Genomic DNA, 24,492 nt, shown 5'->3' with positions numbered 1-24,492 from the left:
GCCCTGAAATATTGCAACATATTATTAAAGGATTCCTGTACAGTCATCGTATATATTAAAATTCGTAATAACGATTCCGCCAGGCTTTGTGCATTTTTACATGCACAAAAAGAGAAACCAACGGCACGAAGAAAATCATGCCGTATCCCTACAGGGTTTGCATCTAATCTAATGAAATATTATATCACAGAATTTGACAGCTTAAAGCAATTTCCTGCTATTTTCGGCCTATTATTTCTACCTCTGTCTCCATTTTAACTCCATGTAAATCAAGGACAGTATCTTTTACATGCTGAATGAGGCCAAGCACATCCTCAGCCTTTGCATTCCCTGTGTTTACAATGAAGTTGCCATGCAGTTCAGATATTTGAGCTCCACCGATGCGATGGCCTTTCAGACCGGATTTCTCAATTAAATTGCCAGCATAATTAGGAAGCGGGTTTCTGAAAACACTTCCGCAGCTTGGATAATTATATGGCTGGGTTTCTTTGCGGTAATCTTTATTTTTTTGCAATTCAGCTACAATTTCTTCTTTATTGCCTTCCTTCAATTGAAATACGGCAGCAACCACGATGCCAGGGCGTTCTTTCTGGAGGACTGAGGTTCTATAAGAGAATTTCATCTCTTCATTTGTAAGCCACTCCAGTGTTCCATCCTCAAATAACACATAGGCCTTTTCAAGGATTTTTGAAACATCTGACCCATGGGCGCCAGCGTTCATATAAACAGCACCGCCAATTGAACCTGGAATGCCACCCGCAAATTCCAGGCCTGACAGACCTTTGCGGCTGATCGTGATCGCGAAGTTTACAAGTGACATTCCTCCACCGGCTGTCACTCTGTTGCCCTCTATTTCCAATTCATCCAAACCAGTTCCTAGCTTAATAACAGCCCCTTCAATTCCTTTATCCGAAACCAGAAGGTTAGATCCCCTGCCGATTACCGTCCACTTCAGTCCGGAGTTTTTGATTACATCAATTGATTTTTTTAAATTCTCGATTGATGAAGGCTCAATAAGTATGTCGGCAGGTCCGCCAATTTTCATTGTTGTATGGTTTGCCAGCGGCTCGTTTTCCTTAACTGAGCCGATGTTCAATTCTCTAAGTTTGTCAGCTAGATCCTTCATATTTACCTCCCTTTCAGGCTTCAATCATTTTGACCATTTTATGCAGCCACAAGCCCGCAGGCTACTTTTTAGCTAAGTCCCCCATCAAGCGGTGAAGTCTTTCAGCGGCGTCAGGTATGCCCAACTTTTTTGCAGCTTTCTTCATATCGGCCAATCTCTCATCATTCCCTAATATTTGGTCAATATTCTCAACCAATTTAGGGCCAGTCAAATCTTTTTCTAGCAGCAAGCGAGCTGCCCCATTTTCACTTAAAGCACGAGCATTTTTCTCCTGATGGTTATCCGTAACATACGGGCTCGGAATCAGGATGCTGGGAATGCCTAAAGATGTAAGTTCCGCAAGTGTAGTCGCTCCTGCACGGGAAACCGTTAGATCCACGCCCGCAAGTACTTCAGGCATATTATGGATAAATGGTTTTATTATCACATTTTCTGGATTTCCAACAAGATCAACTTCTTTTTGAACTTCATCAAAATGAACGTCACCGGTAACGTACAAAACCTGATAGGGCTTGCCACTTAATTCTGTTAAGCTTTTGATGACCGCTTCATTAATAGGTCTCGCTCCCCTGCTGCCGCCAAAAATCAGCACAGTTGGCAACTTCAGCTTCAAGCCGGTTGACAACCTGCCCCTGATTCCATCCTGCCCTAACACTTCTGAAGCTCTAGGATTACCTGTAAGCACCACCTTTTGTTCTGGAAAAAACTCTCTAGCTTCCTCGAAGCAAATCGCAATCTTATCTACATATCGGCTCAAGAATTTATTAGTCAGCCCAGGAACACTGTTTTGTTCATGGATAATTGTAGATATCCCCATTTTTGCGGCCGCATAGACAACTGGTCCGCATACGTAGCCCCCAGTGCCAATGACGACATCTGGCTTGAAGTCTTTAAGCATTTTCTTGCTGTCTCTGACTCCCTTTAGAAAGCGAAAAATCGTTTTAACATTCTCAAATGATATTTTTCTTTTGAAACCTGTAATATGTATGGATTTGAAAGGAATGTCTTCCCTGGGCACTAACTTGCTCTCGAGCCCTTTTTCAGTCCCTATGTAGAGAAACTCAACATTTTTATCTTTCTTTTGTATCTCCCTGATCAGTGCGAGCGCAGGGTAAATATGCCCACCTGTACCGCCGCCGCTAACTGCAATCTTCATTATCCACACCTCAGCAAAAAATCTCTATTTCTCTAAATTCTTGTGGCAAGCCTTTATAAAAAGGCACTTCACGGTTTTACCCTATTCTACTATATTCAAAACTTAAGAACAGATTTTAAAGATAATGTCATTTAAATGTAATATAGCATGAACAGGATGATAATCCTATATTAATCCATTGGCCAAGCAACCTTTTTTTAGAAAAATTCAGGTGTTCGGTATTCGATGATACTCAGCTAAAATAACTATCTTGATACAACCGATTAAAACGTAAAAACTACTTGCCACAAATAAAAGACCCTGCTGGCAGGGTCTTCAATCTTTAGTATCTGGAATGACGGCTGATGTTAAGCAGAACACCGACAGCCATAAGCATCAGAGTAAGGGATGAACCTCCATAACTGAGGAAGGGAAGTGTGATGCCGGTTACCGGCATTAATCCTGTTACAACTCCAATGTTGATCATTACCTGAATGGCAATCATCGCAATAATTCCCGTGGCAAGGAAGGTTCCAAAAAGGTCTGGGGCTCCAAGCGCAATCCTTATTCCTCGCCAAAGTAACAAGGAGAACAGCAGAAGGATGAAGGATCCTCCGATAAAACCAAGCTCCTCGGCCAGTATGGCAAAAATAAAGTCTGTTTGCGGTTCTGGCAGATAAAAGAACTTTTGTCTGCTCTGCCCCAGTCCCAGACCGAACAATCCGCCAGGGCCAATTGCGTACAGCGACTGAATCATTTGGAAACCACTTCCCAGCGGATCCTGCCATGGATCAAGGAATGAAGTGATCCGTTTCATCCTGTAAGGTGCAGAAATGATCAGACCAACGAAACCGGCGACACCTATAAGCCCTAGACCCACGAAATGACTAATTCTTGCCCCCGCAATAAAAATCATGACGACTGATGTACCTACCATAACAGTGCCTGTTCCTAAATCCGGCTGCAGCATAATCAAACCGAAAGCTACGAAAACAAGTCCCAATGAAGGAAAAAGTCCATTCTTCAGTGTAGTGATTGCTTTTTGGTTTTCAGAAAGGAATTTGGCCAGGAACGCAATCATCGCAATCTTCATGAATTCAGAAGGCTGAACCGAAAATGCCCCGACGCCAATCCAGCTTCTTGATCCATTGCGCACGTTGCCGATTCCGGGGATCAGTACCAGAATCAACAAAACAAAACAAACAATCACTATTACCTTCGCCCAAGTCCTCCAGGTCCAGTAGTCGATATTCATGATAAAAAACATCGCGATGATTCCGACCCCGGCAAACAGCATTTGGCGCTTGGCAAAAAAGAATGAATCATTAAACTTATAATCCGCCCAGACAGCACTCGCGCTATAGACCATGATCAAGCCTACTGCCAAAAGCGTAAAGGTAACAATCATCAGAAAAATGTCTGGAGTGGTTTTTTTCGTTGGCAATGCAATACACCTCGGCTGTATGATTTAGGGCTCATATACCGCTTCCCATCCAGCCTGCAACAGGCCAAGGCAACCTGATTCATGATGCTCGAGACAAGCCCTTACTTAAGCTTATGCACGGCCTCGATAAACATGTCTCCCCTGACCTCGAAAGTTTTGTATTGATCCCAGCTTGCACAGGCAGGCGAAAGTAAAATAACATCGCCAGGTTCTGAATGTTCAAACGCCACAGGAACGGCCTTTTCAACATTATCGACCCGCAAAATCGTTTTTATTCCTGCCTCCTGCCCAGCCTGTCCAACTTTCTCGGCTGTCTGGCCAAAAGTGATCAATACTTTTACATTTTTTAACGATGGAACAAGTTCATCAAATGAATTGCCTCTGTCAAGCCCGCCAGCAAGCAACACGATAGGTGCATTGAATGCTGCAAGCGCATTTTCAGTCGCTAAAATGTTAGTAGCTTTTGAATCATTATAAAACTTTCTGTCTTCCACATTGGCAACATACTGCAGCCTGTGGCGAACGCCAGCAAAGGTAGTAAGAACTTTGTATATTGCTTTTTTATCAGCACCTGAAAGGATAGTTGCCGCTACTGCAGATAAAATGTTCTCTAGATTATGCTTTCCCGGAAGGACAATATCCTTTGTTTCAATAATTTGTTCTCCATTAAAACAAACCCAGCCATCCTTCACATATGCACCATGGTCTAACACCCTTTTCGTTGAAAAAGGTACGATTTGCGCACGAGAATTTCTGGCAATTTCCATTACTTCATCCTGATCAGCATTTACGATTAAATAATCTTCTTCAGTCTGGTTTTTTGTAATCCTTGCTTTTGCTTCTACATACTCAGATTTCGTGCCATGATAATCAAGATGGGCATCATACAGATTTGTTATCATGGCGATCCGCGGCTTGAACTGATCTATTCCCATAAGCTGAAAGGATGATAGTTCGATAACGATTGTATTGTCGGGCGCTGCTTCCTGGGCAACACCTGAGGCAACCGTACCGATATTTCCTGCAATCAGCGGTTTTTTATTTCCTTCATTCAGCATTTCGTAGATAAGAGTAGTAGTCGTTGTCTTCCCATTCGTTCCTGTGATCCCCACTAAAGGAGCCTCAGAAACCTGGTATGCGAGTTCGACTTCTGTAATGATCGGGATTTGTTTCTCGATTGCTTTTTGAATCATAGGGTTAAAGTATGGAATTCCTGGATTTTTTACAACAAGTTCAAAGCCTTCGTCCATCAGTTCGATTGGGTGGCTTCCGCAGACAACCTTGATTCCCTGCTCCAATAGTCCTTGAGCCTCTGGATTTTCAGATAGCGGCTTACTGTCATTGACTGTTACAAATGCACCCAGTTTATGTAGAAGAGAAGCAGCGCTTACTCCACTCTTGGCCAGGCCAAGTACAAGAATTTTTTTATGTTGATAAATTTTGATATGTTTCATCTAGATCCACACCTCAATGTAAATTCCAAGAATAGCGAAAAGAAGACCTACTGTCCAGAATGTTACAACTACACGCCATTCAGACCAGCCTATAAGCTCATAATGATGATGAAGCGGGCTCATCCTGAAAATTCTCTTTCCTGTTGTCTTAAATGAGATTACCTGAAGGATAACAGACAAAGTTTCAATTACAAAAATGCCGCCAATAATGATCAAAATAATCTCAAGCTTTGCCAGGATGGCAACAGTTGCAATCGCTCCGCCCAGTGCAAGAGAACCTGTATCTCCCATGAACACTTTAGCAGGATGAGCATTGAATACAAGAAAGCCTAAAACTGCGCCAACCACGGCTACTGAAAAAATTGAAAGTTCGTATTGTGATTGATTCCACGCAAGCACGGCGAATGCTCCAAATGCAATCGCAGCCGTTCCAGACACCAGCCCGTCAAGCCCGTCCGTCAAGTTAACAGCATTTGAAAAACCAACCATCCAAAAGATGATGAATAATACATAACCCCAGCCAAGATCAAAAGAATAGTCCGTAAGCGGGATATTGACTATAGTGGAAAATTCACTTTGCTTAAAAATAAAATAAAAAATGACAGAAATAATGATTTGGCCAAGCAGCTTTTGTTTTGAAGTGAGTCCAAGATTCCGTTTCATGACTACTTTGATAAAGTCATCCATGAAGCCGAGCAGGCCAAATCCTAATGTTACGAATAATAATAAGTAGGTTTCAACGGTAGGCTGCGAAAACTTGCCAGTCATGACAAGAGTTGTCACAGTTATCGAAAGCAGAATCATGATTCCGCCCATGGTTGGCGTACCTGTTTTTTTCTGGTGTGATTTCGGCCCTTCTTCCCTGATGCTCTGCCCGAATTTTAGCCTTCTTAAAAACGGAATAAAAACTGGAGAAAGCAAAACCGTAATAAGGAAGCCCATTAAAATTGTGAAAAAGATAACTTGCTCCAGCATTCTATTCCTCACCTGCCTTAGTCTGTCCGCAGCCAAATTTATTGATGTTTTCAGCCATCACAGCTATATCATATGTTGAATCTTGTTCATTAAGAAGTCCTTTATGTTCAAAAATGACTTTTGTACTGTCGTTTAATTCTTCATGTTGTGTTAAATAGTCTAAGTATGATTTCATGATTTTCTCTAAGCCTTTCAGTATGTTTTCTGCATAAAATAATGGAAAATGATTTGGTGCATAACCTGGAACGGGCACGTTCTCAGGCCAGACAGCTGCTATAGCACCGTTAGAAATTGCTTCTTGAAGTGATCCCGATTCCTCTGAAACCGGGACAAACAGTCCTTTTGGCTGTTTAGCGCCAGCTTGGCAGCTTACAGTGTAAAATTGGATTGCATCATCTTTGATTCCAGAAGTCTTCGGAAACAGACCTGAAACATCCTGATATGTCAGCATATTACCTCTCCTCTATTGCCTCGCGTGCTACTATTCTGTCATCAAAATCAAATGTTCGGTCACCTATTTGCTGGTAGGTTTCATGGCCCTTCCCGGCAATCAGGATCACATCTCCAGCAGACGCTTTGCATATTGCGTATTGGATTGCTTCCTTCCGATCGAGGATGGCAGTATAGACCTCTCCTTTTACTCCTTCTTCCATATCCTTGATAATTTGTCCAGGATCCTCACTTCGAGGATTGTCAGAAGTAAAAATTGTGTCAGTAGCGTAGTCGCAAGCAATCTTTGCCATCAAAGGCCGTTTTGTCCGGTCACGGTCGCCGCCGCAGCCAACAATGCAGAATACCCGTTTCTGTGCGAACTGCTGAACCGTCTTAAGGACATTTTCAAGACTGTCAGGTGTATGAGCATAGTCGACAATTACGGAAAAATCCTGGCCGGCATCAACAACCTCAAAGCGGCCGGAAACACCTTTAACGCTTTCCACAGCGGAAATGATTTGTTCTAATGGCAATCCAGATACCAATGCGGCTCCAATGCTCGCGAGTACATTATAAATACTGAATTTCCCGATCAGCTGTATATTTACACGGCGGATACCAAAAGGGCTGACTAAATCAAAGGATGTTCCACTCGCAGACATCGAGATGTTCGTTGCCTGAAGGTCAGCGTGGTTGTCGATTCCATAAGTTAGAATATGTGCCGTTGTCAGAGTGGCAAACTCCTCACTCGCAGGATCATCTGCATTCAGGACGGCAAACTTAGGGTAAGCATGATTAAATGCATTTCCAAGCTGTGAAAAGAGCAGACCTTTTGCCTTCTTGTATTCCTCCATCGTTTTATGATAGTCAAGATGGTCCTGTGTCAAATTCGTAAATACCGCGACATTATAGTCAGTCCCGTGAACCCTGCCATAAACAAGGGCGTGGGATGATACTTCCATAACAGCCGTTTTTACCTGTTCATCGACCATCTTTTTAAACGTCTTTTGGAGTGTAAGGCTTTCAGGAGTTGTATTTTTTGCCTCAAAAACCTGATCGCCGATTTTAGTGTACATCGTTCCAATTAAACCTGTTTTCTGTTTTGCATCAATAAAAATCTTTTCGATTATAAGACTTGTCGTAGTCTTCCCGTTTGTACCAGTAATTCCAATCAAATGGAGCTTGTGGCTTGGCTGGCCGTAAAAAGCATCAGCAAGCACCGCCATAGCCCTAACAGTATCCTTAACTACAATGACAGGTACATTTAATGGGAGCTCTCTTTCTGCCAGTACTGCGGATGCTCCATTTTTAACAGCGGAGCCAGCAAAATCGTGACCATCAACTGTATAGCCTTTTACACATATGAATAAACTTCCTGGCATCACTCTGCGGTTATCATTTTCAATCGAAGTAATTTCGGGATTTTCTCCCTTGTAATCCACGAATGGGTGCAAATAACCCATCAATTCGTGTAATTTCATATTTATCAAATCCTCTCAAACAACATGGCGACTCTTATTTTACATGATTAGGCTAAAATTAGCCATTGTTGAGACAAAAAGTCCAAGCCCTTTTTTACAAGGTAATTTTCGTGAAAACTAGTTTGCTGTTGATCAATATGATTCTGTCATACTCGGTTGTTGATTTCCTCTTCAAACGCTTGCTTCCGCTCCCATTCAGTTCTTTCCGCGGCACAGTATGTTTGCAAGTTCAAATGAACCCTCGATTGAATGATTTGAACTTTTCTCCCTTTACAGCCATCTTTTTGCAATAGAATAACAAAAAGGGAATTTCTTATCTTATATAGCACCAGATTAAATACGATTTTTAAGCACATGCAAAAGCGGGCGGCGGATTTTCATCCTTTCGCCGCCCGTTAAAACTAAAAATCTTTGTTTAATTGTTCATATATATCCTGATTGTAGAGCCTTCTTTAATTTTAACCCCTGGGGACGGAAGCTGTTTCACAACCCTTTCGCCTTGTCCAGCTACATCCAGCTTTAAATTGACAAGTTGCTGCTGAAGCTCTTTCTTTGACATTCCAATAAGATCTGGTACCTCAACCATTGGCGTGTCCAGCCATGTCAATTCTTTCTCAATTTGGTCTTTTCGCGGCGGCACTTCCATAGCATGCAAGCTGTCTTCCATGATATCACCGACGATAGGAGCAGCCACGACTCCGCCGAATTGGACCGTTCCTTTCGGATTATCGACTGCCACGTAAACTACGATTTGCGGATCATCTGCTGGTGCAAATCCGATAAAGGAAACGATGTGGTTATTCTCGAGATATCTTCCGTTCTGAGCCTTCTGTGCAGTTCCAGTTTTCCCTCCCACCCGGTACGAATCCACAAATGCATTCTTACCTGAGCCTCTTGCTACTACACTTTCAAGTGCATGCCTGATTTCTTTTGATGTTTCCTCCGAAATCACCCTTCTTTTTGCTTCAGGTGTTTTCTTCATTACAATTTCGCCTGTAATCGGATCGATTAGTTCTTTGGCAATATATGGGGTATAAAGAATTCCTCCATTCACAGCCGCTGCCACCGCAGCAACCTGCTGGATCGGTGTAACCGATACCCCTTGACCAAACGCTGTTGTTGCCTGTTCGACCGGTCCTACCCTGTCAATATTAAACATAATTCCTTTTCCTTCGCCCTGCAGGTCAATACCAGTTTTTTGCCCGAAACCAAAATCCTTCACATATTTAAATAATTTTTCTTTACCCAGTCTCTCGCCCAGTTCTACGAAACCCGGGTTGCATGAGTTTTCAACGACTTCAAGAAATGATTGGCTGCCGTGCCCGCCTTTTTTCCAACAGCGGATCCTTGCCCCAGCAACCTCTACAAAACCCGGATCATGGAAATGATCTTTTTCAAGATCAACTTTTCCTTCTTCGAGAGCCGCAGCCAATGTAACAATTTTAAATGTGGAACCCGGCTCATATGTACTCCAGACAGGAAGGTTCCGGTTATATACCTCTGGCGCTACATTCCTGAAGTTCGCCGGATCAAAGTCTGGCCTGCTAGACATAGCCAGTATTTCGCCATTTGTAGGATTCATCGCAATCGCAATAATCCCGTCCGGGTTATATTTTGCCTGAGCTATGTCAAGCTCCCTTTCTACGATAGTCTGGACTTTGCTGTCAATTGTCAGCTTGAGGTCCAATCCATCAACAGGAGGTTCATAATCATCCGCCATATCATTCATTCGCTGACCCTTTGCATTTGCATAAAATTGTACAGAACCCTTTGTTCCCTTCAGTTGCTTATCATAATATAGCTCCAAGCCCATCAGGCCCTGATTATCAACTCCAGCAAAGCCAAGTACATGTGAGAGATAGCTCCCGAAAGGATAATGCCGTTTTGAATCCTCGCCGATATAAATTCCTTTCAGGTTCATTGCCCTGATTTCTTTAGCCTTCTCATGCGAGATTTTCCGTCCTTCAGGGATCCTTTCAATCATCGATTTTTTCGTGATATGCTGATAAGCCTTTTCCTTTGACATATTCAGTGCAGCAGCCAATTTTTCTGCAACCATTGCAGGGTCTTCAATCTGGCGAGGTACAGCATAGACGGTAGGTGCACTGATATTTGTTGCAAGCGCAACGCCGTTCCTGTCCATTATTTCACCACGCTGAGGTTCAAATGGCACGTTCCTGCTCCAGGAGTCCTTCGCCTTCCCTGTCAAAAAATCACCAAGCATGAATTGTACATACCCAAGGCGCACATCTATGATAAAAAACACCAGTATCCCAATTAACAAAACCAGCGCCAATCGTTTTCTGACGGTAACGTTGGAAACACGCATAAAATGAACGAACCTCCTTTTTCTATTAAGACCGAAGCAGTTAAATTTCTATGGACAATCTGTTTCAATAGTTCAAATATATGCTTGTACTTTTTTGAATATAACAAGAAGTCAGAGACAAGCTTGATGGAGTGATGAAAATATAGGTTTTGAGTTTGAAACTATGGAGATTGATATATATACCCATAAAAAAAGAAGGAACAGAGGGGTCAGTCACCGACTTCCTCTGTTCCTTCTTTCTTATCTTCTTTTTTTAACGATTTCTCGAATTGTTCGAGAGGGGTTTCAAGTGAGACAATCAAGTCTTCACCTTTGTTAATTGGCGAACCAGGTTTGAGGTTCTGCTTTATGACATAACCACTGCCTGCCTTGTTCAATTTCACATCGGAAATTTGTGCAAGCTTCATAACATCCCTTAATGACCAGCCCGTCATATCAGGATATGTTTGAGTTCCTGAAGTTTTGATTATGATTTTTTCACCTTCCAAAGCCACTGTATCTGGTTTTGGAAGCTGCTCATCAACTTGGGTTCCAGTACCTATTATCACGGTTTTAAAGCCTTTAGACACCAATAGTTTGCTAGCTTCAGTTGCATTAAAGCCTTTAATATCAGGTACTGAGCTAGATTCCGCTTTTTCCTGCGAAGCTGGCTTGATGTTTAAATATTGGAGACTGCTTTTCATGACTGATTTGAATATCATTGAAGTCGGAATCGAGCCTTTGAAATAATGATCGATTTCCGGCTGCTGCACTGCTACATATACAATAAGTTTTGGATCGTCTTTCGGTGCCATTCCCAGGAAAGAAAACAGATAATCGTTAGCACCATCCAGGTATTTACCATTTGTGGTGATATTCGCTGTACCAGTTTTGCCTGCCACCTTATATCCTTCAATCGCATAGGATTTTCCCGTTCCGTGTTCAGCTGTCACAACCGTTTCAAGAACATCACGGACTTCTTTCGCAGTTTCAGCAGAAATCGGCTGACCCACTACCTTTGGTTCACTTTGTTTAATGATTTCACCTGTATTGGAATCGACCACTTTATCAATGACTTGCGGCTTCATCATTTTCCCATCATTAGCGACGGCAGTGGCTGCCTGGATCATCTGGATTGGCGTAATGGTAGATCCTTGCCCATAAGATGTAGTGATTTTTTCAATTGGCCATTTATATACAATTTTCCCTACTGCCTCATTCGGAAGGTCAATGCCGGTTGGTTTATCAAAGCCAAAATCAGTTAAATACTGACGGAACACTTCAGTACCAATTTTTTCGTTTACCAATTTGGCAACCGCTACGTTTGAGGATCGCTGAATCCCTTCAAGATAGGAAATCGTTCCCCAGCCTTCCCCATTGTTGTGGTCATGGATTCGGCCTGATTTTTCTGTTACTCTGTAAGATCCCGATTTATAAAGCTCACCCGGGTTCCATTTCTTCTCTTCAACCGCTGCCGCAAGCGTAAAGACTTTCATCGTCGAACCTGGTTCGATAGGTGTTTCTACAACCTCATTGTGCCAGTTTTTATCCAGACCTTCCCTTGTGGTCGGATGGAAGGTCGGGCGCTGCGCCATCGCTAAAATATCTCCTGTCTTGGGGTCAGCAACAATTGCGATGATTTTTTTAGGCTTATACTCTTCCTGAACACGGCTTACTGCATCCTCAACGAATGTCTGGATTTTCTTATCGATCGTTAAATAGACATTATCACCATCATGGGCAGGAGTAATCTTTTTATCGCTGTCAGGCAACAGGAATCCCCATAAATCACTCTCAAATGAAAGAGAACCATTCTTACCTGTAAGCTCATTATTTAAGGTTTTTTCCACTCCAAGCCTGCCGGTAGAGATGGACTTTCCATCTTCCTTTTCTTCTTTTTCAACATATCCTACTAAGTGCGAAGAAAATATGCCATTTGGATAAAACCGCTTTGAATCTCTTAAAAACGTAATTCCAGGAAGTTTCAATTCTTCTATTTCTCTTTTAGTCTGATGAGAAATGTCACGTCCAGCCTTGCCGAATTCAACCTGGAATACCCCTTTTTTTGTAAGTCGTTTATAAATTTCAGACTCGCTCATATCAAGATACTTCGCAAGCTTGCTCGCTGTTTTGTCCGGATCGACTACGTGTTTCGGTTTCTTCTTATTCGTTGTTACCGAATCATCGAGAATCGCGACAAGCGTATAAGCTGTTGTATCCTCAGCAACCACTTCGCCTTTACGGTCGAAAATAGTACCCCTGACCGCTTCAATGACTTTTTCATTAGAGTATTTTTGCTGAGCTTTGGCAGCAAGTGCTTGTCCATGCACTTCACCTGTAACCTGGATTGACACAAATCTGAAAATCAAGATAAAAAAGAGCAGGCTGAATATTACGAATAATACCGCTGCTCCTGCATTCATATTGGGTTGTTTCTTCATCATCAGTTTTCAACACCCTTAACATTGTCTTCATTCAATGTTAAACCAAGCTTTTCAGTTACTTTCTTAATCCGTTCATAGGTACTTAATTCGCTAACCTGGACTTCAAGATCACTGTTAACTTTTTGCTGCTCCTCGATATTGCCTTCGATGACCTGGATATCTTTGTTGACTTCGTAAATAGCTGCCTGTTTTGATACCATGAATGTTGCTCCGAAGCATACCATCACTCCGAAAACAAACATCATGATCTTTTCGCCAGGCGTCAGTATCGAATTTCTTTTTGCCGGGGCTTTTACCGGTGATTGAACAGTGCGCTGCTGCTGTTCCTGCTGCAATTTTCTTGCCAGATTGCTCATCATTTTCCCTCCTGAGAATTTTTTTATTTATTGGCTGTTTCCGCCTGGTGAATCCTATAAAACTCCTCTCACTCGAGAGGCTTCTACAGGGAATTTCAGATTGATAATGGAAAATCATCAGATGTTAAAATCTTTATTGACCTTAACACAGCCTATTTTTTTAATTTTTCTGCGATACGAAGTTTTGCTGATCTTGCTCGATTATTGAACTCAAGCTCTTCCTCTGACGGAAGGATTGGTTTTCTGGTAATCAGTTTTAATTTTGGCTGGAATTCCTCTGGAATGATTGGCAGGCCATGAGGAAGTTGTGGTGTTTCACTCGCTTTTTTAAAGGTTACCTTACAGATCCTGTCTTCCAGGGAGTGGAAGGTGATGACACTGATCCTGCCGCCAACGGCAATCAAGTCTATAGCCTGCTCAAGCGATTTCTCGAATACACCTAGTTCATCATTTACGGCAATCCTTACAGCCTGGAATACCCGTTTTGCAGGATGGCCGCCTTTTCTTCTTGCAGGTGCGGGTATGGCATCTTTGATCAGTTCCACAAGTTCTGCTGTGGATTCAATCGGTTTTGTTTCCCGTGCTGCTTCGATTTTCCTGGCTATTTGTTTTGAAAATTTCTCCTCCCCATATTGGAAGAAGATTTTGACCAATTTCTCATAAGGCCAATCGTTGATCACATCATAAGCTGACAATGGCGCGTCCTGGTCCATTCTCATATCAAGCGGCGCATCATGGTGGTAGCTGAAGCCTCGTTCTGGAGTATCGAGCTGTGGTGATGAAACTCCTAAATCATATAGAACGCCATCCACTTCCGTCACACCAAGCTTTTCAAGTTCCTCTTGCAAATAAAGAAAATTACTTTTAATGATTGTCAGTCTGTCACCGTAGCTTGCCAGTTTTTCTTTAGCATTTGCGATTGCAATATCATCCTGGTCAAATGCATAGAGCTTTCCTTTTTCCGAAAGCCTGGACAAAATTAATTCACTGTGGCCGGCACCACCGAGAGTACAATCCACATATGTACCATCTGGCTTGATATTAAGCCCGTCTACTGTTTCTTCCAGTAAAACTGTTGTATGTTTGAACATCATAATCCACCTTTCCAATCGAGGAGCAGGTAATATTATATCAGAATAATGTTACCCTTAAATATCAAATCCAATCATATTTTCTGCAATTTCAGCAAAAGATTCCTCAGATTCTGAGAAATATTCTTCCCAAATTGCTTTGCTCCAAATTTCAATTCGATTGGAAACCCCTAAAATCACACACTCTTTATCAAGCTTTGCGTATTGCATCAGCGGGGATGGGATATTGACTCTCCCCTGTTTGTCAATTTCACTCTCGGTAGCACCCGAAAAGAAAAAACGGGTAAATGCCCTTGCATCTTTCTTAGTCAGCGGAAGGCCTTTAAGCTTGTCTTCAATAACTGACCACTCAGAAACGGGATAGCCAAACAAACACTGGTCGAGTCCACGAGTAAGAATGAACATTTCACCCAGGTTATCACGGACCTTGGCAGGGATGATCAAACGGCCTTTACTATCAATGTTATGATGATATTCGCCCATGAACATGCCACTACCCCCACTTTCTAAATACAATGTACCACATTCCCCCACTTTTCACCACCTTATTTTAAATATTCTCCCCCCTGTTTGGATTTCCTCCTTAAAAGTATCTTTTTCCATAATTTCTTATCACTTTTTTAGCAACTCATTGTCCCAGAGTTGAGGTACAATTTAATGATATTCGTGCCTAAAAAAGCTCCACCCGGATTGGGTGGAGCTTTCGCTTACATTTTGATTATTTTATGAGAGCCATCGAATTCATATTGGAGCCCAAGCAAATCTGAGACAAAATTTAAACCGTACTTATTTAAATAGTAAAAAGGATTCCATACTCGTTCCTGTGGAGAGCCACCTGGCCTTAATGCATTTTCCACCCTTGTGAATTTCTTCAAGATGTGGTCATGCTTGCGGCAGACCGCTTCGACGATTTTTCCCTCCATAAAGCTAATTTGCTTCATCAAGATTTGTTCGTTCTTTTCAAGCAGCGGCATAAGCACCGGATCGATTGTTTTCGATTTTTCTCTGACAAGCGTATATTGCTTAGCAAGTGTGACTTTAACATTTTCAAAAAGCTCTTCAACTTCACGGTCTTTCAGTGACTCAATAAATTTCAATTCATGCTTGTTTGTTCCAGAAATGAGCACTTCCTTAAGGTCAAGGTTCAGTTCCTTCAAATCTGTCTCGATGGAACGCTCCAGGATGGTGATATTCAGCCTTGGCACCAACGGAGGCATCTTTAAGCCGAAGTGTTCGAATACAAGCTTTAATTCAGCCCAATAAGCAATCTCGCCCGGCCCGCCAATGAAGGCAAGAGTCGGAAAAAGCCATTCCTGCATCAGCGGTCTTGTAACGACATTGTTGCTAAGCTTTTCAGGAAATTCATTTGCAATCTCCTGCAATTCATCAAAAGAGAAGCTTACCTCTCCATTTTTTCCGGTAAATCCGCCAGTTTCTGGGTCAAACTGGAGCAAAATCCTCTCATTTGCCTCTTCATCGTAATAGAAGAGATTGGCTGCATTTTCATTTATATCGATCATATTAGGATATCCAGCAGCTTCTGTCTGATGCTGCTGTTTAAGAACTGCAGCGGTGATTTCCTGATGGTTGTTCATCTGTTGCATAAAATATTCTTTTTCAAGCTTCCGCAATTCCTTGTTCCCTGAATCAACAATCAACAAGCCTGAATCCTTGAAAAGCTCCATGATGATCGAAGCAAAAAAATCCACAAACGATTCAGCTGTTTTCAATGATTCCAGTGCAAATGACAAAATTTCTTTTGTATGCTTTGTTTCACCGTAGGTTTCAATAATCTCTTCAACCCATGAATAACACAATTCCTTATTGATACAGACTTCGGAAATCATTTTCTTTTCTAGATTCTTCTCTGGGTATATCCACTTTTCCTGTTTATTGTTATTCATAACATAAACATGATTTACTTCCTGATAATCATGATCTTCTCCTGCAATCCAAAAGACCGGCACAACAGGAACGCCAAGTTCAGCCTCTTTTTGTTCCGCAAGCTTAAGTATAGAGATGACTTTGTGGATCGTATATAGCGGTCCTGTCATGATGCCAGCCTGCTGTCCTCCGATGACTGCTACACTATTCTCCTGACGAAGCTTCTCTAAGTTAGCACCGGTTTTATCCGAATGGGCATATCGTGACATGAACGATTGTATATGGTCAGCCAGTTCATTTCTCATGAATGTTCTATTTTTGAGTTCATCTAACCGATGAACATATTCATCACCATTTTTAAAATTATAATGAAAGAAGCTCTGGAGTTCAGTGCTTCCAGCAAGGTAATCTGTCGCAAACCGGTTCGCAGCCGGAAGAGAGAGATTCAACATCTCCATTTACGTGTACTTCCTTTCTCGTCAACAATTTTCACTGTTATGAGTATAGCATTGTTTGAAATGAAAAGAAAAAAACTTTGCTTTGCGAAAGTTCTAAAATCAGAATTATTTTTGCTGCTTAAAACAGGCTCTGTTAAACAAGGCTGTTGATTTTCGTTCCAGGCGCTTCGCTTTCCCCGGGGCTGGCGCTGAGGCACCTCGCCGCTTCGCTCCTGCGGGGTGCAAATGATTCCTCACGAGAATCATTTCACCTAGGTCTCACCTGTCCAGCTGCGCCCTCAGGACATTGAATACCTTCCTCGAACCGGCCCACGCACGATGGAAATGCGGTACCATTTTCGGAGGAGTCTGCGCGACTTCCATTACAATCAACAGGGTATGGAAATCAACATTCAGCTTAAACAGAGCCTAAAACAAAAAGCGCTGGACCATCTCACTGCTGCGTGAGCGGACCAACACTAAAGTATTCTTAGTTTGTTATTGTACTATCATTATTGGGTGCAAATGCCGATTCGACTTCCAAAGCTTAAAAATCAGCTTTTCACGGAAAGCTGCTCCCCAAAGCGAATTAAGAGCGAAAAAAGACTAAACAAACAACAATGTCAGCCTTTGGAATAAGCCGAATAATACAAGAATGACATACGCTGAAAAAAACAGCAAAAAGTTAAATCGCCAGAACCCTTTGAACACTTTGGGCAACACGATTTCCTCTTTGTACTTCCAATGAATCAGGACAAAGATTGCCGCCAGTCCGAACAAGACAAGCAATATCAGCCACAAAAAGGATTTTCCCCATATTGTAATAATTAAAAAATGGACGGACAGCACTAACAGTAAAGTACTGAAATCAATTGCAAGATTGACTGACCGCCGATGGTTTCCTGAAATTTGCTTGCTGATAATGAACACAGCTAAGTAACCAACCATTGGGACTGTGATCAATGTGGCAACGAATGCGGAGAAAATTCCCGGCATTATGCCCCCTCCCTTTCGTGCTCCTTCCCCTTGATGCAATCATAATAATTATGTATTAATGGAGCTTTTATATTTTTCCTTGCAGCTTCTTCCAGCAAATAGCCGAGGATGGCATCTATTTCTGTCTTCCTGCCATTCTCCAGATCTTTATACATAGATGAATAATTTTCGGCTGTTTTTTTACAAACGTTCAATAAGTTCTCGAAATAGTCTTCCTTATTATGTAATTCAAGCACTTGTGCACATTCATCGAAAAGGTTTACAAAAATTCCCTTGTAATAAGGATTCTTGATCAGGTCTCCATTCTTCACATTAAGGATTGCTGTCAATGGGTTGATGACGGAATTGACTACCAGCTTTTTGATCAGCATGGACTCATAATCATCTTCATGAATCAACGGGAAATCTGAGGCAAGTGAAGCGGATAATTCTCTTAAAAGATTTTCACTTCCCTTGTATAACGCAGCCCGGGTCACTCCGACACCATTATGGATTACGGTATTGCCATTTGACCTCACAGCACCATGTTCCACAGAACCTACAAATATAGGCAGGACAGTCAAATCCTTGAGCAGTTTGATATGGCCATAACCATTTTGAAGGAATAGGAGGCTTCCAACTGCCTTTGCAGTTAACATTGGTATTATTTCTGGCAGCTGGTATTGTTTCACAGCAATAATCGCCATATCTACAGTCCCCTGCCAATCATGAAGTGGGGCAGCATATACATTATGGGTCGTCCTCTTATCTCCAAGTTTTATCCTATGTAATCCATGAGTATTAATTAAGTCTGCTTGTTGCTGTGTACGGGTGTACAAATGGACTTCATGCTTCTCGCTTAGGTAATAAGAGAACAGCAAGCCCAACGAGCCGCCCCCGATAATTGCAATCTTCATAAAACCCTTCTGCTCCCTCCCGTGTAAAACCTTTGCATGTAAAAAAAAATAATTAAAAAACTAAAACCTATTAAAGTGCCTGTTATTTCGGCTTTTTATAAAATAAACCTTAAAGGACTTAGTCATATTTTATCAGAAATAATGCTTTATTTGGAAGAAGTGTTTAGAAAAGTCTATGAATATTTATAACACATATATTAAGAGGCTGCTAAGAGGACAAAAATGAAACGGAGGCCCTTCGAGGGACCTCCGCTAGGATTATACTGGATAAACTGGATGCTTCCTGACACTGAATACCATATCTTTTGTTTCATATAGTTTGAATCTTCCAATCAGGGCATTTCGTAAATCGGAAGCTGCGACTATATCATCAACGATTAATTCCGAAGCCAATTTGTAGATATCGATACTCTCTTTATATTCCTGATGCTTCTCCTGGACAAAAGCAATCTTCTCCTTAGGATCCGCAATTTCATTAATCTTATTTGAATATACCGCGTTTACAGCAGCTTCTGGCCCCATAACAGCAATCTGTGCAGTAGGCAAAGCGATGCAGCAATCAGGTTCAAATGCCGGGCCGGCCATGGCGTATAGCCCTGCTCCATATGCTTTCCTTACAATTACAGATATTTTTGGAACTGTCGCAGAGCTCATAGCAGCAATCAGCTTTGCACCATGGCGGATAATTCCCGCACGTTCTACCTTTGTCCCAATCATGAAGCCTGGTACATCTGCAAGGAATAGCAATGGAATATGGAATGCGTCGCATAGCTGGATGAATTTAGCGCCCTTGTCGGCAGAATCCACAAACAGGACACCACCCTTTACCTTAGGCTGGTTGGCGATGATTCCGATTGCCCTGCCGTCAATCCTGGCAAGTCCAGTGATTAATTCAGGAGCAAAAAGCTTCTTGATTTCAAAAAAGCTTCCTTCATCGATCAGCGCATCAATACCTTCGTACATATCAAATGGAGCGTTCTGGTTTACAGGAACAATCTCCTCAAGGCTCCTGCCCGCCTTTGGAGCGACTCCCTCAATCAGCTCTGTCTTGGATTGGAAGTTGGAGGGAAAATAGCTCAAATACTTCCTTGCTGCTTCAATCGCTTCCTGCTCACTGTACACGAGCATGTCACCAACACCACTGACCGAGCAATGCATGCGGGCGCCGCCCATTTCTTCCAATGTAACTTTTTCGCCAATTACTTTTTCTGCCATCCTTGGTGATCCAAGATACATGGAGGCATTTTGATCTACCATGATCACGATGTCACAGAAGGCTGGTATATAGGCACCGCCTGCAGCTGAAGGACCGAAAAGCAGGCAAATTTGCGGAATCACGCCGGAAAGCTTTACCTGATTGTAAAAGATTTTGCCCGCTCCGCGTCTGTTAGGAAACATATCAAGCTGATCCGTAATCCTTGCACCAGCGGAATCAACAAGATACAGCAAAGGCACCTTAAGCTTTTCTGCTGTTTCCTGGATCCTGATAATTTTTTCTACCGTTCTGGCTCCCCATGATCCAGCCTTTACAGTAGAGTCGTTTGCCATTACACAGACAGTCTCGCCACTGATCATGCCGATTGCAGTGACAACTCCGTCTGCAGGAAGATCACCTGCCTGGTAGTTGGCAAACTTTCCGTCTTCTTCGTAAACGCCCCCATCAAATAAAAGATTTAGACGTTCACGTACAAAAAGCTTATTCTGGCCGGCATTCTTTTCATGATACTTCGGATGCCCGCCTGCTTCTATTTGTTTGATCTTTTCTTCTAATGTTTCAGAGAGAATCTTAGCAGTAGTCATTTTCACCCTCCTCAAAACTTATTATTCTAATACAAGCAGGACGTCGCCTTCGTTTACAAAATCACCAATGTTCACTTTAATTTCTGCTACTGTACCTGCTCCAAGGCTTTCAACCGGGATCTCCATTTTCATCGATTCCAGCATCAATACTTCTTGACCTTCAGACACTGTATCCCCTGCTGCCACTAATACATTAAGAACGGTTCCTGCCATGTTTGCTGTAATCTCTTTCATGTTTTTTCCTCCTCTATTTAGATGCCAATTTTCTTTCTGATAAATAGGCTGTTGTGTAATTTCCTGACTGGAAACCCTTTTCCTGTAAAACTTCTGCGAATAAAGGTGCATTAGACTTTATTCCTTCAAGTTTTAACTTTGCGAAGAATTCCTGTCCTAAACGGATCGCTTCGTCCCTTGTCTTGCCTGTAACGATGCACTTGGCAACCATCGGATCATAAAATGGTGTAACAGTTGAGCCTGATTCATATCCTGGGTCAACACGAACTCCATTTGATTCCATCCAGGAAAATTCACTGATTTTTCCTGGAGAAGGCAAAAACCTTACAGGGTCTTCAGCGTACAGACGGAATTCAATTGCCCAGCCCTTTTTTTGAATTTCCCCCTGCATTAGAGGCAGCTTTTCACCTCGTGCCACAAGAATCTGCCACTTAACGAGGTCAAGACCAGTAATCGACTCAGTTACCGGATGCTCAACCTGAAGCCGTGTATTCATTTCAAGGAAATAGAAATTTTCATTTTCATCAACGATGAATTCTACAGTGCCGGCGTTAACGTAATCAACTGCCTTAGCAGCCTTCACTGCCGTTTCATACATCTTCTGTCTTGCTTCTTCCTTCAAGAAAGGTGACGGGGCCTCTTCGATTACTTTTTGATGGCGACGTTGAATCGAGCAGTCCCGTTCAAACAAATGCACATAGTTGCCATGCGAATCACCAAAAACCTGGACCTCCACATGCCGCGCATTTTTAATGTATTTTTCGATGAAAACTTCATCTGTCCCAAAGTATGCTTTTGCTCTTCCTTTGGTAGAATCAAAATTCTTAGCGAGCGCTTGCTCATTTTCGCAGAGCACCATACCGATGCCGCCACCACCGCCACTAGCCTTAAGCATGACAGGATAGCCAATCTCAGCTGCGAGCTCAAATGACTCGTCAAGCGTTTTAACACCAAGTTCACTGCCTGGGACAACTGGAACGCCAGCGATCTCCATCGTTGTTCTTGCAACAATCTTATCGCCCATTTTGTCAATCGTATCTGGTGATGGTCCAATAAATGTCAGGCCAGCATCCCTGACTTTTCGGGCAAACTCTGCATTCTCCGATAAAAAACCGTAGCCCGGATGGATGCCGTCAACATTTTCAGCTTTAGCGATCCTTAAAATCTCATCTGCATTCAAGTATGATTTTTGAACTGGAGGTTCCCCAATTCTGAACGCGCTATCCGCTTCCTTCACGAACGGCAGGTCCTTATCAGCATCAGAATAGACAGCCACGGTTTTAATTTCTAATTCACGGCAAGTGCGGATGATGCGAAGCGCAATTTCTCCCCTGTTTGCAATTAATATTTTTTGCACGCTTTTTCCCCTTTCCCGTTAAAAAGTACACTCACTATTAAAATTCTACAATATTCTGTTTTTTTCCTGCAAAAATTGGAACCGCTTTCTAAAAATCAAATGCAGAATTTTTCATGTTTTTATAATATAATAAAAAAAGAGTTATTAAAAACAATTTTATTTTAGCTGCCTTTAAAATACGTATATTCTGGGTATAGATTTATACATTAAAATTTACGGCAGCATAAGCGGGGGATGTAATATGACCAATAAAGTGGAAAAACTAAAAATCAATTATAAGACACTAGAGGAATTCAAAAAATTCAGGGAGTATGGCCATCAAGAACTTTCCATGCTCGAGGATCTTGAAGCGAATATTGTTGAAAATGATAGCGACTCACCTTTTTACGGTATTTATTTTGGTGATAAGCTGGTCGCAAGGATGAGCCTCTATCAGGTTAAGAGACAATTTGACCGTTATTTTGAACCGGCTCAAGACTATCTGGAATTATGGAAGCTGGAAGTTCTTCCAGACTATCAGGGCAAAGGCTATGGCAAAACACTGGTTGAGTTCGCAAAAAGCTTCGGCTTGCCAATCAAGACAAATCCACGTGTAAAATCCCAGGATTTCTGGGACAAAATGGACTTCACTCCAGTCCACTATGATATGGAAAGGGACCGTGGCGAAAATCCGCTTGTCTGGTACCCTGCTGGTGTAACGGAACAGATTCAATAGAAATGCATATGCGCCTTTTAAGCAGAACAAACACCTGCCGGGAGCCCGGCAGGTGTTTGTTTGCTATCTACTTCTCTACTTTCTCAAGGCTTCCTTTTGGTTCAACCTGAAATTTCATTTTCTGTTGTTTCTCATCTTCCCTTGGGCCAACCCTTTTCCTCGCCCTCTCCATAATATCAATCAAAGCGCGATAATCTTCTTCCATTGATTTTAGTTGAGTTTCTAATTTTTCATTTTCAGCAGACAAGTAATAGATTTGCTTTTCAAGGCTGTGAATTTTTTCTTTATGCTCATCAAGGCTTTCTTTGTTTCCGGATGCTAAGCCCGCTTTTTCATAGAGATCTTCAAGATATCGTTTCACCTGCTGCAAGCTGATATTTGCTTGCTTTTCTTCTAATACAGGAGAAGCAGTCTGAGCCTCAGGCACTGGCGCGGTAGTTTCTTCTGCCTTTTCAGCAGGTTTGGACTGCTTCTTGGCTTCCTTCCTCTGCTTTTTAGCCAGTTCAATACCAGATTTATATTGCTTCCGGACGCAGGAATTCCAGCGGAAACCACAGGCTGCGGCTGTCCGGGAGAGCTGTTTCCCTACTTCCTCAAAAGCTTTTAATTGCGTTCCGCCCTCACGGATATTGCGCAATACTACTTCAGCCAGTAATAAATCTTCATCTAGTGACCAGGCATCCTGACGGGTTAATGGCATCAGAAAATCCCTCCTATTGTTTTTTATTCATTCATATGCATCTGCTAGGAAAGATAGACTGATTACATGCCTTGTGACTGTTAATTATTTTTATTTTTTTGGTGCATAAATTCGTCCACTTTTTTGTGGTGTGCCTCTCCCTCCCATAACAGAGCACATCCGGCTGCCTCTTCCTTCATTCTTTCTTTCATCGATAAAAGCTCCCACTTTTTATTTACTAAAGTTTTATAGGCTTCTAATACCCCAGTTTCTTTTTCTAAGCTTTCTTTTAAAAATGAGAGACACGCTTCCATTGGGTCACCTTCATACAGATCATGCAGGAACCCTATTTCCCTGAGTTCTTCTGCTGAATGTATTTTTGCTTCTAAGAGCATTTTAAGTGCATTCGGATGCGGAAGTTTTTCTAAAAGCAGCGTTCCCCCGCCCCAGCCTGTGGTAATGGCCAAATTGGCTTGTACGAACCCAGCTTTCATGCCGTTTTTCCCGATTCTGAAATCACAGGCAGAAGCTATTTCGCAGCCTCCTCCAACTGCGATGCCATTTAAAATAGCAATAGTCGGTTTTGGGAGGACAAGGAGTTTATATAGAATTTCTGCCATCCTCGACAGCATCCCATATGCCTGCTCCTCTGTCTTAAGCAGGTGAAATGCCGCTAGATCACCTCCAGAACAAAAAGCCTGGCTGCCCGCACCAGTGATTGCGAAAACCTTAACATCATCAGCGGATGCCAGTCTGATCGCTTCTTCAAGTCCATTCATTACATCAAAATTTATCGCATTTCTTCTATCCGGTCTATTTATCTTAAAAAGCAATACACCTTCATTTTCTTTGGATATTATGTACGGTTCCATCCTTGCCCTCCTATAAACTAATCTTGTTCCATTAAATTTTATCAATTTTCCGTAAAATGAAAAAGCAATGTTCCTGCTTAATATATTTTTTCACAAGAAAACAAAAAAGCACAGGGACGCATGAGCATCCTGTGCTTTTTTGTACAGAAAATTAGTTGTTTACAACTTCTTTTCCTTTGTATGTTCCGCAAGCCTTACATACACGGTGAGCAAGTTTCATTTCACCGCAGTTTGGGCATGCTACCATACCCGGAACCTGTAATTTAAAATGAGTACGGCGTTTTCTTTTCGCAGTTTTAGACGTTCTTCTAAATGGTACAGCCATTCTTCCCACCTCCTTAAAGAGAATAAGAAAGTTTATGAAGGCCAGTCCAAT

22 protein-coding genes are annotated in these 24,492 nt (G+C 42.1%); 1 reads left to right on the top strand and 21 read right to left on the bottom strand.

Features of this window, described 5'->3' with window-relative positions:
- Positions 1–217 precede the first annotated feature (217 nt).
- The 18 genes from murB to AABM38_RS08220 form a co-directional block, all read right to left on the bottom strand.
- Positions 218–1,126: a UDP-N-acetylmuramate dehydrogenase gene (murB, locus tag AABM38_RS08305; protein WP_423409963.1), complete on the bottom strand. Its 909-nt coding sequence runs from the start codon at positions 1,124–1,126 to the stop codon at positions 218–220.
- A gap of 61 nt (positions 1,127–1,187) precedes the next feature.
- Positions 1,188–2,282, bottom strand: a complete 1,095-nt coding sequence (gene murG, locus AABM38_RS08300; RefSeq protein ID WP_423409962.1) for an undecaprenyldiphospho-muramoylpentapeptide beta-N-acetylglucosaminyltransferase — start codon at positions 2,280–2,282, stop codon at positions 1,188–1,190.
- 322 nt (positions 2,283–2,604) lie between these two features.
- Complete coding sequence (spoVE, locus tag AABM38_RS08295; RefSeq protein WP_423409961.1) at positions 2,605–3,705, bottom strand: stage V sporulation protein E; 1,101 nt, start codon at positions 3,703–3,705, stop codon at positions 2,605–2,607.
- A gap of 101 nt (positions 3,706–3,806) precedes the next feature.
- A complete protein-coding gene (gene murD, locus AABM38_RS08290) occupies positions 3,807–5,159 on the bottom strand; it encodes a UDP-N-acetylmuramoyl-L-alanine--D-glutamate ligase (protein WP_423409960.1) in 1,353 nt (450 codons plus the stop codon).
- A complete protein-coding gene (mraY, locus tag AABM38_RS08285; RefSeq protein ID WP_423409959.1) occupies positions 5,160–6,134 on the bottom strand; it encodes a phospho-N-acetylmuramoyl-pentapeptide-transferase in 975 nt (324 codons plus the stop codon).
- Between the two features lies 1 nt (position 6,135).
- On the bottom strand, positions 6,136–6,585 hold the full coding sequence (locus AABM38_RS08280; RefSeq protein ID WP_423409958.1) for a hypothetical protein: 450 nt from the start codon (positions 6,583–6,585) through the stop codon (positions 6,136–6,138).
- 1 nt (position 6,586) lies between these two features.
- Positions 6,587–8,047 (bottom strand): UDP-N-acetylmuramoyl-L-alanyl-D-glutamate--2,6-diaminopimelate ligase, encoded by a 1,461-nt coding sequence (locus AABM38_RS08275; RefSeq protein ID WP_423409957.1) that lies wholly within the window; start codon positions 8,045–8,047, stop codon positions 6,587–6,589.
- Positions 8,048–8,462: 415 nt separating this feature from the next.
- Entirely contained in the window at positions 8,463–10,376 is a 1,914-nt protein-coding gene (locus AABM38_RS08270; protein WP_423409956.1) for a stage V sporulation protein D, read from the bottom strand.
- Positions 10,377–10,585: 209 nt separating this feature from the next.
- Positions 10,586–12,799, bottom strand: coding sequence for a penicillin-binding protein (locus tag AABM38_RS08265; RefSeq protein ID WP_423409955.1), 2,214 nt, complete (start codon positions 12,797–12,799; stop codon positions 10,586–10,588).
- On the bottom strand, positions 12,799–13,158 hold the full coding sequence (ftsL, locus tag AABM38_RS08260) for a cell division protein FtsL (protein WP_423409954.1): 360 nt from the start codon (positions 13,156–13,158) through the stop codon (positions 12,799–12,801). Before ftsL ends, AABM38_RS08265 begins: the two co-directional genes overlap by 1 nt.
- A gap of 149 nt (positions 13,159–13,307) precedes the next feature.
- The gene (rsmH, locus tag AABM38_RS08255; RefSeq protein WP_423410690.1) at positions 13,308–14,246 is read right to left on the bottom strand and encodes a 16S rRNA (cytosine(1402)-N(4))-methyltransferase RsmH; all 939 of its coding nucleotides are present in this window, start codon (positions 14,244–14,246) and stop codon (positions 13,308–13,310) included.
- A 57-nt stretch (positions 14,247–14,303) separates the two neighbouring features.
- Positions 14,304–14,735 (bottom strand): division/cell wall cluster transcriptional repressor MraZ, encoded by a 432-nt coding sequence (gene mraZ / locus AABM38_RS08250; RefSeq protein WP_335375103.1) that lies wholly within the window; start codon positions 14,733–14,735, stop codon positions 14,304–14,306.
- Between the two features lie 218 nt (positions 14,736–14,953).
- Positions 14,954–16,588, bottom strand: coding sequence for a bacillithiol biosynthesis cysteine-adding enzyme BshC (bshC, locus tag AABM38_RS08245; RefSeq protein ID WP_423409953.1), 1,635 nt, complete (start codon positions 16,586–16,588; stop codon positions 14,954–14,956).
- 585 nt (positions 16,589–17,173) lie between these two features.
- Entirely contained in the window at positions 17,174–17,563 is a 390-nt protein-coding gene (locus AABM38_RS08240) for a DUF3397 domain-containing protein (RefSeq protein WP_423409952.1), read from the bottom strand.
- Positions 17,563–18,459: a 2-dehydropantoate 2-reductase gene (locus AABM38_RS08235; RefSeq protein WP_423409951.1), complete on the bottom strand. Its 897-nt coding sequence runs from the start codon at positions 18,457–18,459 to the stop codon at positions 17,563–17,565. Before AABM38_RS08235 ends, AABM38_RS08240 begins: the two co-directional genes overlap by 1 nt.
- Before the next feature lie 258 nt (positions 18,460–18,717).
- Positions 18,718–20,259, bottom strand: a complete 1,542-nt coding sequence (locus tag AABM38_RS08230; protein WP_423409950.1) for an acyl-CoA carboxylase subunit beta — start codon at positions 20,257–20,259, stop codon at positions 18,718–18,720.
- 21 nt (positions 20,260–20,280) lie between these two features.
- Positions 20,281–20,493 carry an acetyl-CoA carboxylase biotin carboxyl carrier protein subunit gene (locus tag AABM38_RS08225; RefSeq protein WP_335375078.1) on the bottom strand — a complete coding sequence of 71 codons (213 nt, stop codon included), beginning with the start codon at positions 20,491–20,493 and terminating at the stop codon, positions 20,281–20,283.
- 13 nt (positions 20,494–20,506) lie between these two features.
- Positions 20,507–21,850, bottom strand: coding sequence for an acetyl-CoA carboxylase biotin carboxylase subunit (locus AABM38_RS08220; protein WP_423409949.1), 1,344 nt, complete (start codon positions 21,848–21,850; stop codon positions 20,507–20,509).
- A 241-nt stretch (positions 21,851–22,091) separates the two neighbouring features.
- On the opposite strand from AABM38_RS08220, the gene AABM38_RS08215 reads away from it, so the two are divergent.
- Positions 22,092–22,565, top strand: coding sequence for an N-acetyltransferase (locus AABM38_RS08215; RefSeq protein ID WP_423409948.1), 474 nt, complete (start codon positions 22,092–22,094; stop codon positions 22,563–22,565).
- A 67-nt stretch (positions 22,566–22,632) separates the two neighbouring features.
- On the opposite strand, the gene AABM38_RS08210 is transcribed toward AABM38_RS08215, so the two are convergent.
- The 3 genes from AABM38_RS08210 to rpmF form a co-directional block, all read right to left on the bottom strand.
- On the bottom strand, positions 22,633–23,265 hold the full coding sequence (locus tag AABM38_RS08210) for an RsfA family transcriptional regulator (protein WP_423409947.1): 633 nt from the start codon (positions 23,263–23,265) through the stop codon (positions 22,633–22,635).
- Between the two features lie 80 nt (positions 23,266–23,345).
- Positions 23,346–24,116 carry an enoyl-CoA hydratase/isomerase family protein gene (locus AABM38_RS08205; protein ID WP_423409946.1) on the bottom strand — a complete coding sequence of 257 codons (771 nt, stop codon included), beginning with the start codon at positions 24,114–24,116 and terminating at the stop codon, positions 23,346–23,348.
- 151 nt (positions 24,117–24,267) lie between these two features.
- Complete coding sequence (gene rpmF, locus AABM38_RS08200; RefSeq protein ID WP_041965520.1) at positions 24,268–24,441, bottom strand: 50S ribosomal protein L32; 174 nt, start codon at positions 24,439–24,441, stop codon at positions 24,268–24,270.
- Between the last annotated feature and the right edge of the window lie 51 nt (positions 24,442–24,492).

The organism is Heyndrickxia sp. MSNUG (assembly GCF_049532715.1).
Lineage (GTDB): Bacteria > Bacillota > Bacilli > Bacillales > Cytobacillaceae > Mesobacillus.
The sequence above is the reverse complement of the archived record's forward strand: the minus strand, read 5'-3'. Positions and strand labels throughout refer to the sequence as shown.

What these genes read in the sequence shown, in the direction of transcription:
- murB (WP_423409963.1), bottom strand. Translation starts at nt 1,126, where the DNA reads ATGAAGGATCTAGCTGACAAACTTAGAGAATTGAACATCGGCTCAGTT.
- AABM38_RS08225 (WP_335375078.1), bottom strand. Translation starts at nt 20,493, where the DNA reads ATGAAAGAGATTACAGCAAACATGGCAGGAACCGTTCTTAATGTATTA.
- murG (WP_423409962.1), bottom strand. Translation starts at nt 2,282, where the DNA reads ATGAAGATTGCAGTTAGCGGCGGCGGTACAGGTGGGCATATTTACCCT.
- AABM38_RS08235 (WP_423409951.1), bottom strand. Translation starts at nt 18,459, where the DNA reads ATGAAGATTGCAATTATCGGGGGCGGCTCGTTGGGCTTGCTGTTCTCT.
- AABM38_RS08280 (WP_423409958.1), bottom strand. Translation starts at nt 6,585, where the DNA reads ATGCTGACATATCAGGATGTTTCAGGTCTGTTTCCGAAGACTTCTGGA.
- ftsL (WP_423409954.1), bottom strand. Translation starts at nt 13,158, where the DNA reads ATGATGAGCAATCTGGCAAGAAAATTGCAGCAGGAACAGCAGCAGCGC.
- murD (WP_423409960.1), bottom strand. Translation starts at nt 5,159, where the DNA reads ATGAAACATATCAAAATTTATCAACATAAAAAAATTCTTGTACTTGGC.
- AABM38_RS08210 (WP_423409947.1), bottom strand. Translation starts at nt 23,265, where the DNA reads ATGCCATTAACCCGTCAGGATGCCTGGTCACTAGATGAAGATTTATTA.
- mraZ (WP_335375103.1), bottom strand. Translation starts at nt 14,735, where the DNA reads ATGTTCATGGGCGAATATCATCATAACATTGATAGTAAAGGCCGTTTG.
- bshC (WP_423409953.1), bottom strand. Translation starts at nt 16,588, where the DNA reads ATGGAGATGTTGAATCTCTCTCTTCCGGCTGCGAACCGGTTTGCGACA.
- AABM38_RS08240 (WP_423409952.1), bottom strand. Translation starts at nt 17,563, where the DNA reads ATGCCGGGAATTTTCTCCGCATTCGTTGCCACATTGATCACAGTCCCA.
- AABM38_RS08275 (WP_423409957.1), bottom strand. Translation starts at nt 8,047, where the DNA reads ATGAAATTACACGAATTGATGGGTTATTTGCACCCATTCGTGGATTAC.
- AABM38_RS08215 (WP_423409948.1), top strand. Translation starts at nt 22,092, where the DNA reads ATGACCAATAAAGTGGAAAAACTAAAAATCAATTATAAGACACTAGAG.
- mraY (WP_423409959.1), bottom strand. Translation starts at nt 6,134, where the DNA reads ATGCTGGAGCAAGTTATCTTTTTCACAATTTTAATGGGCTTCCTTATT.
- AABM38_RS08205 (WP_423409946.1), bottom strand. Translation starts at nt 24,116, where the DNA reads ATGGAACCGTACATAATATCCAAAGAAAATGAAGGTGTATTGCTTTTT.
- AABM38_RS08265 (WP_423409955.1), bottom strand. Translation starts at nt 12,799, where the DNA reads ATGATGAAGAAACAACCCAATATGAATGCAGGAGCAGCGGTATTATTC.
- AABM38_RS08230 (WP_423409950.1), bottom strand. Translation starts at nt 20,259, where the DNA reads ATGACTACTGCTAAGATTCTCTCTGAAACATTAGAAGAAAAGATCAAA.
- AABM38_RS08270 (WP_423409956.1), bottom strand. Translation starts at nt 10,376, where the DNA reads ATGCGTGTTTCCAACGTTACCGTCAGAAAACGATTGGCGCTGGTTTTG.
- rpmF (WP_041965520.1), bottom strand. Translation starts at nt 24,441, where the DNA reads ATGGCTGTACCATTTAGAAGAACGTCTAAAACTGCGAAAAGAAAACGC.
- rsmH (WP_423410690.1), bottom strand. Translation starts at nt 14,246, where the DNA reads ATGTTCAAACATACAACAGTTTTACTGGAAGAAACAGTAGACGGGCTT.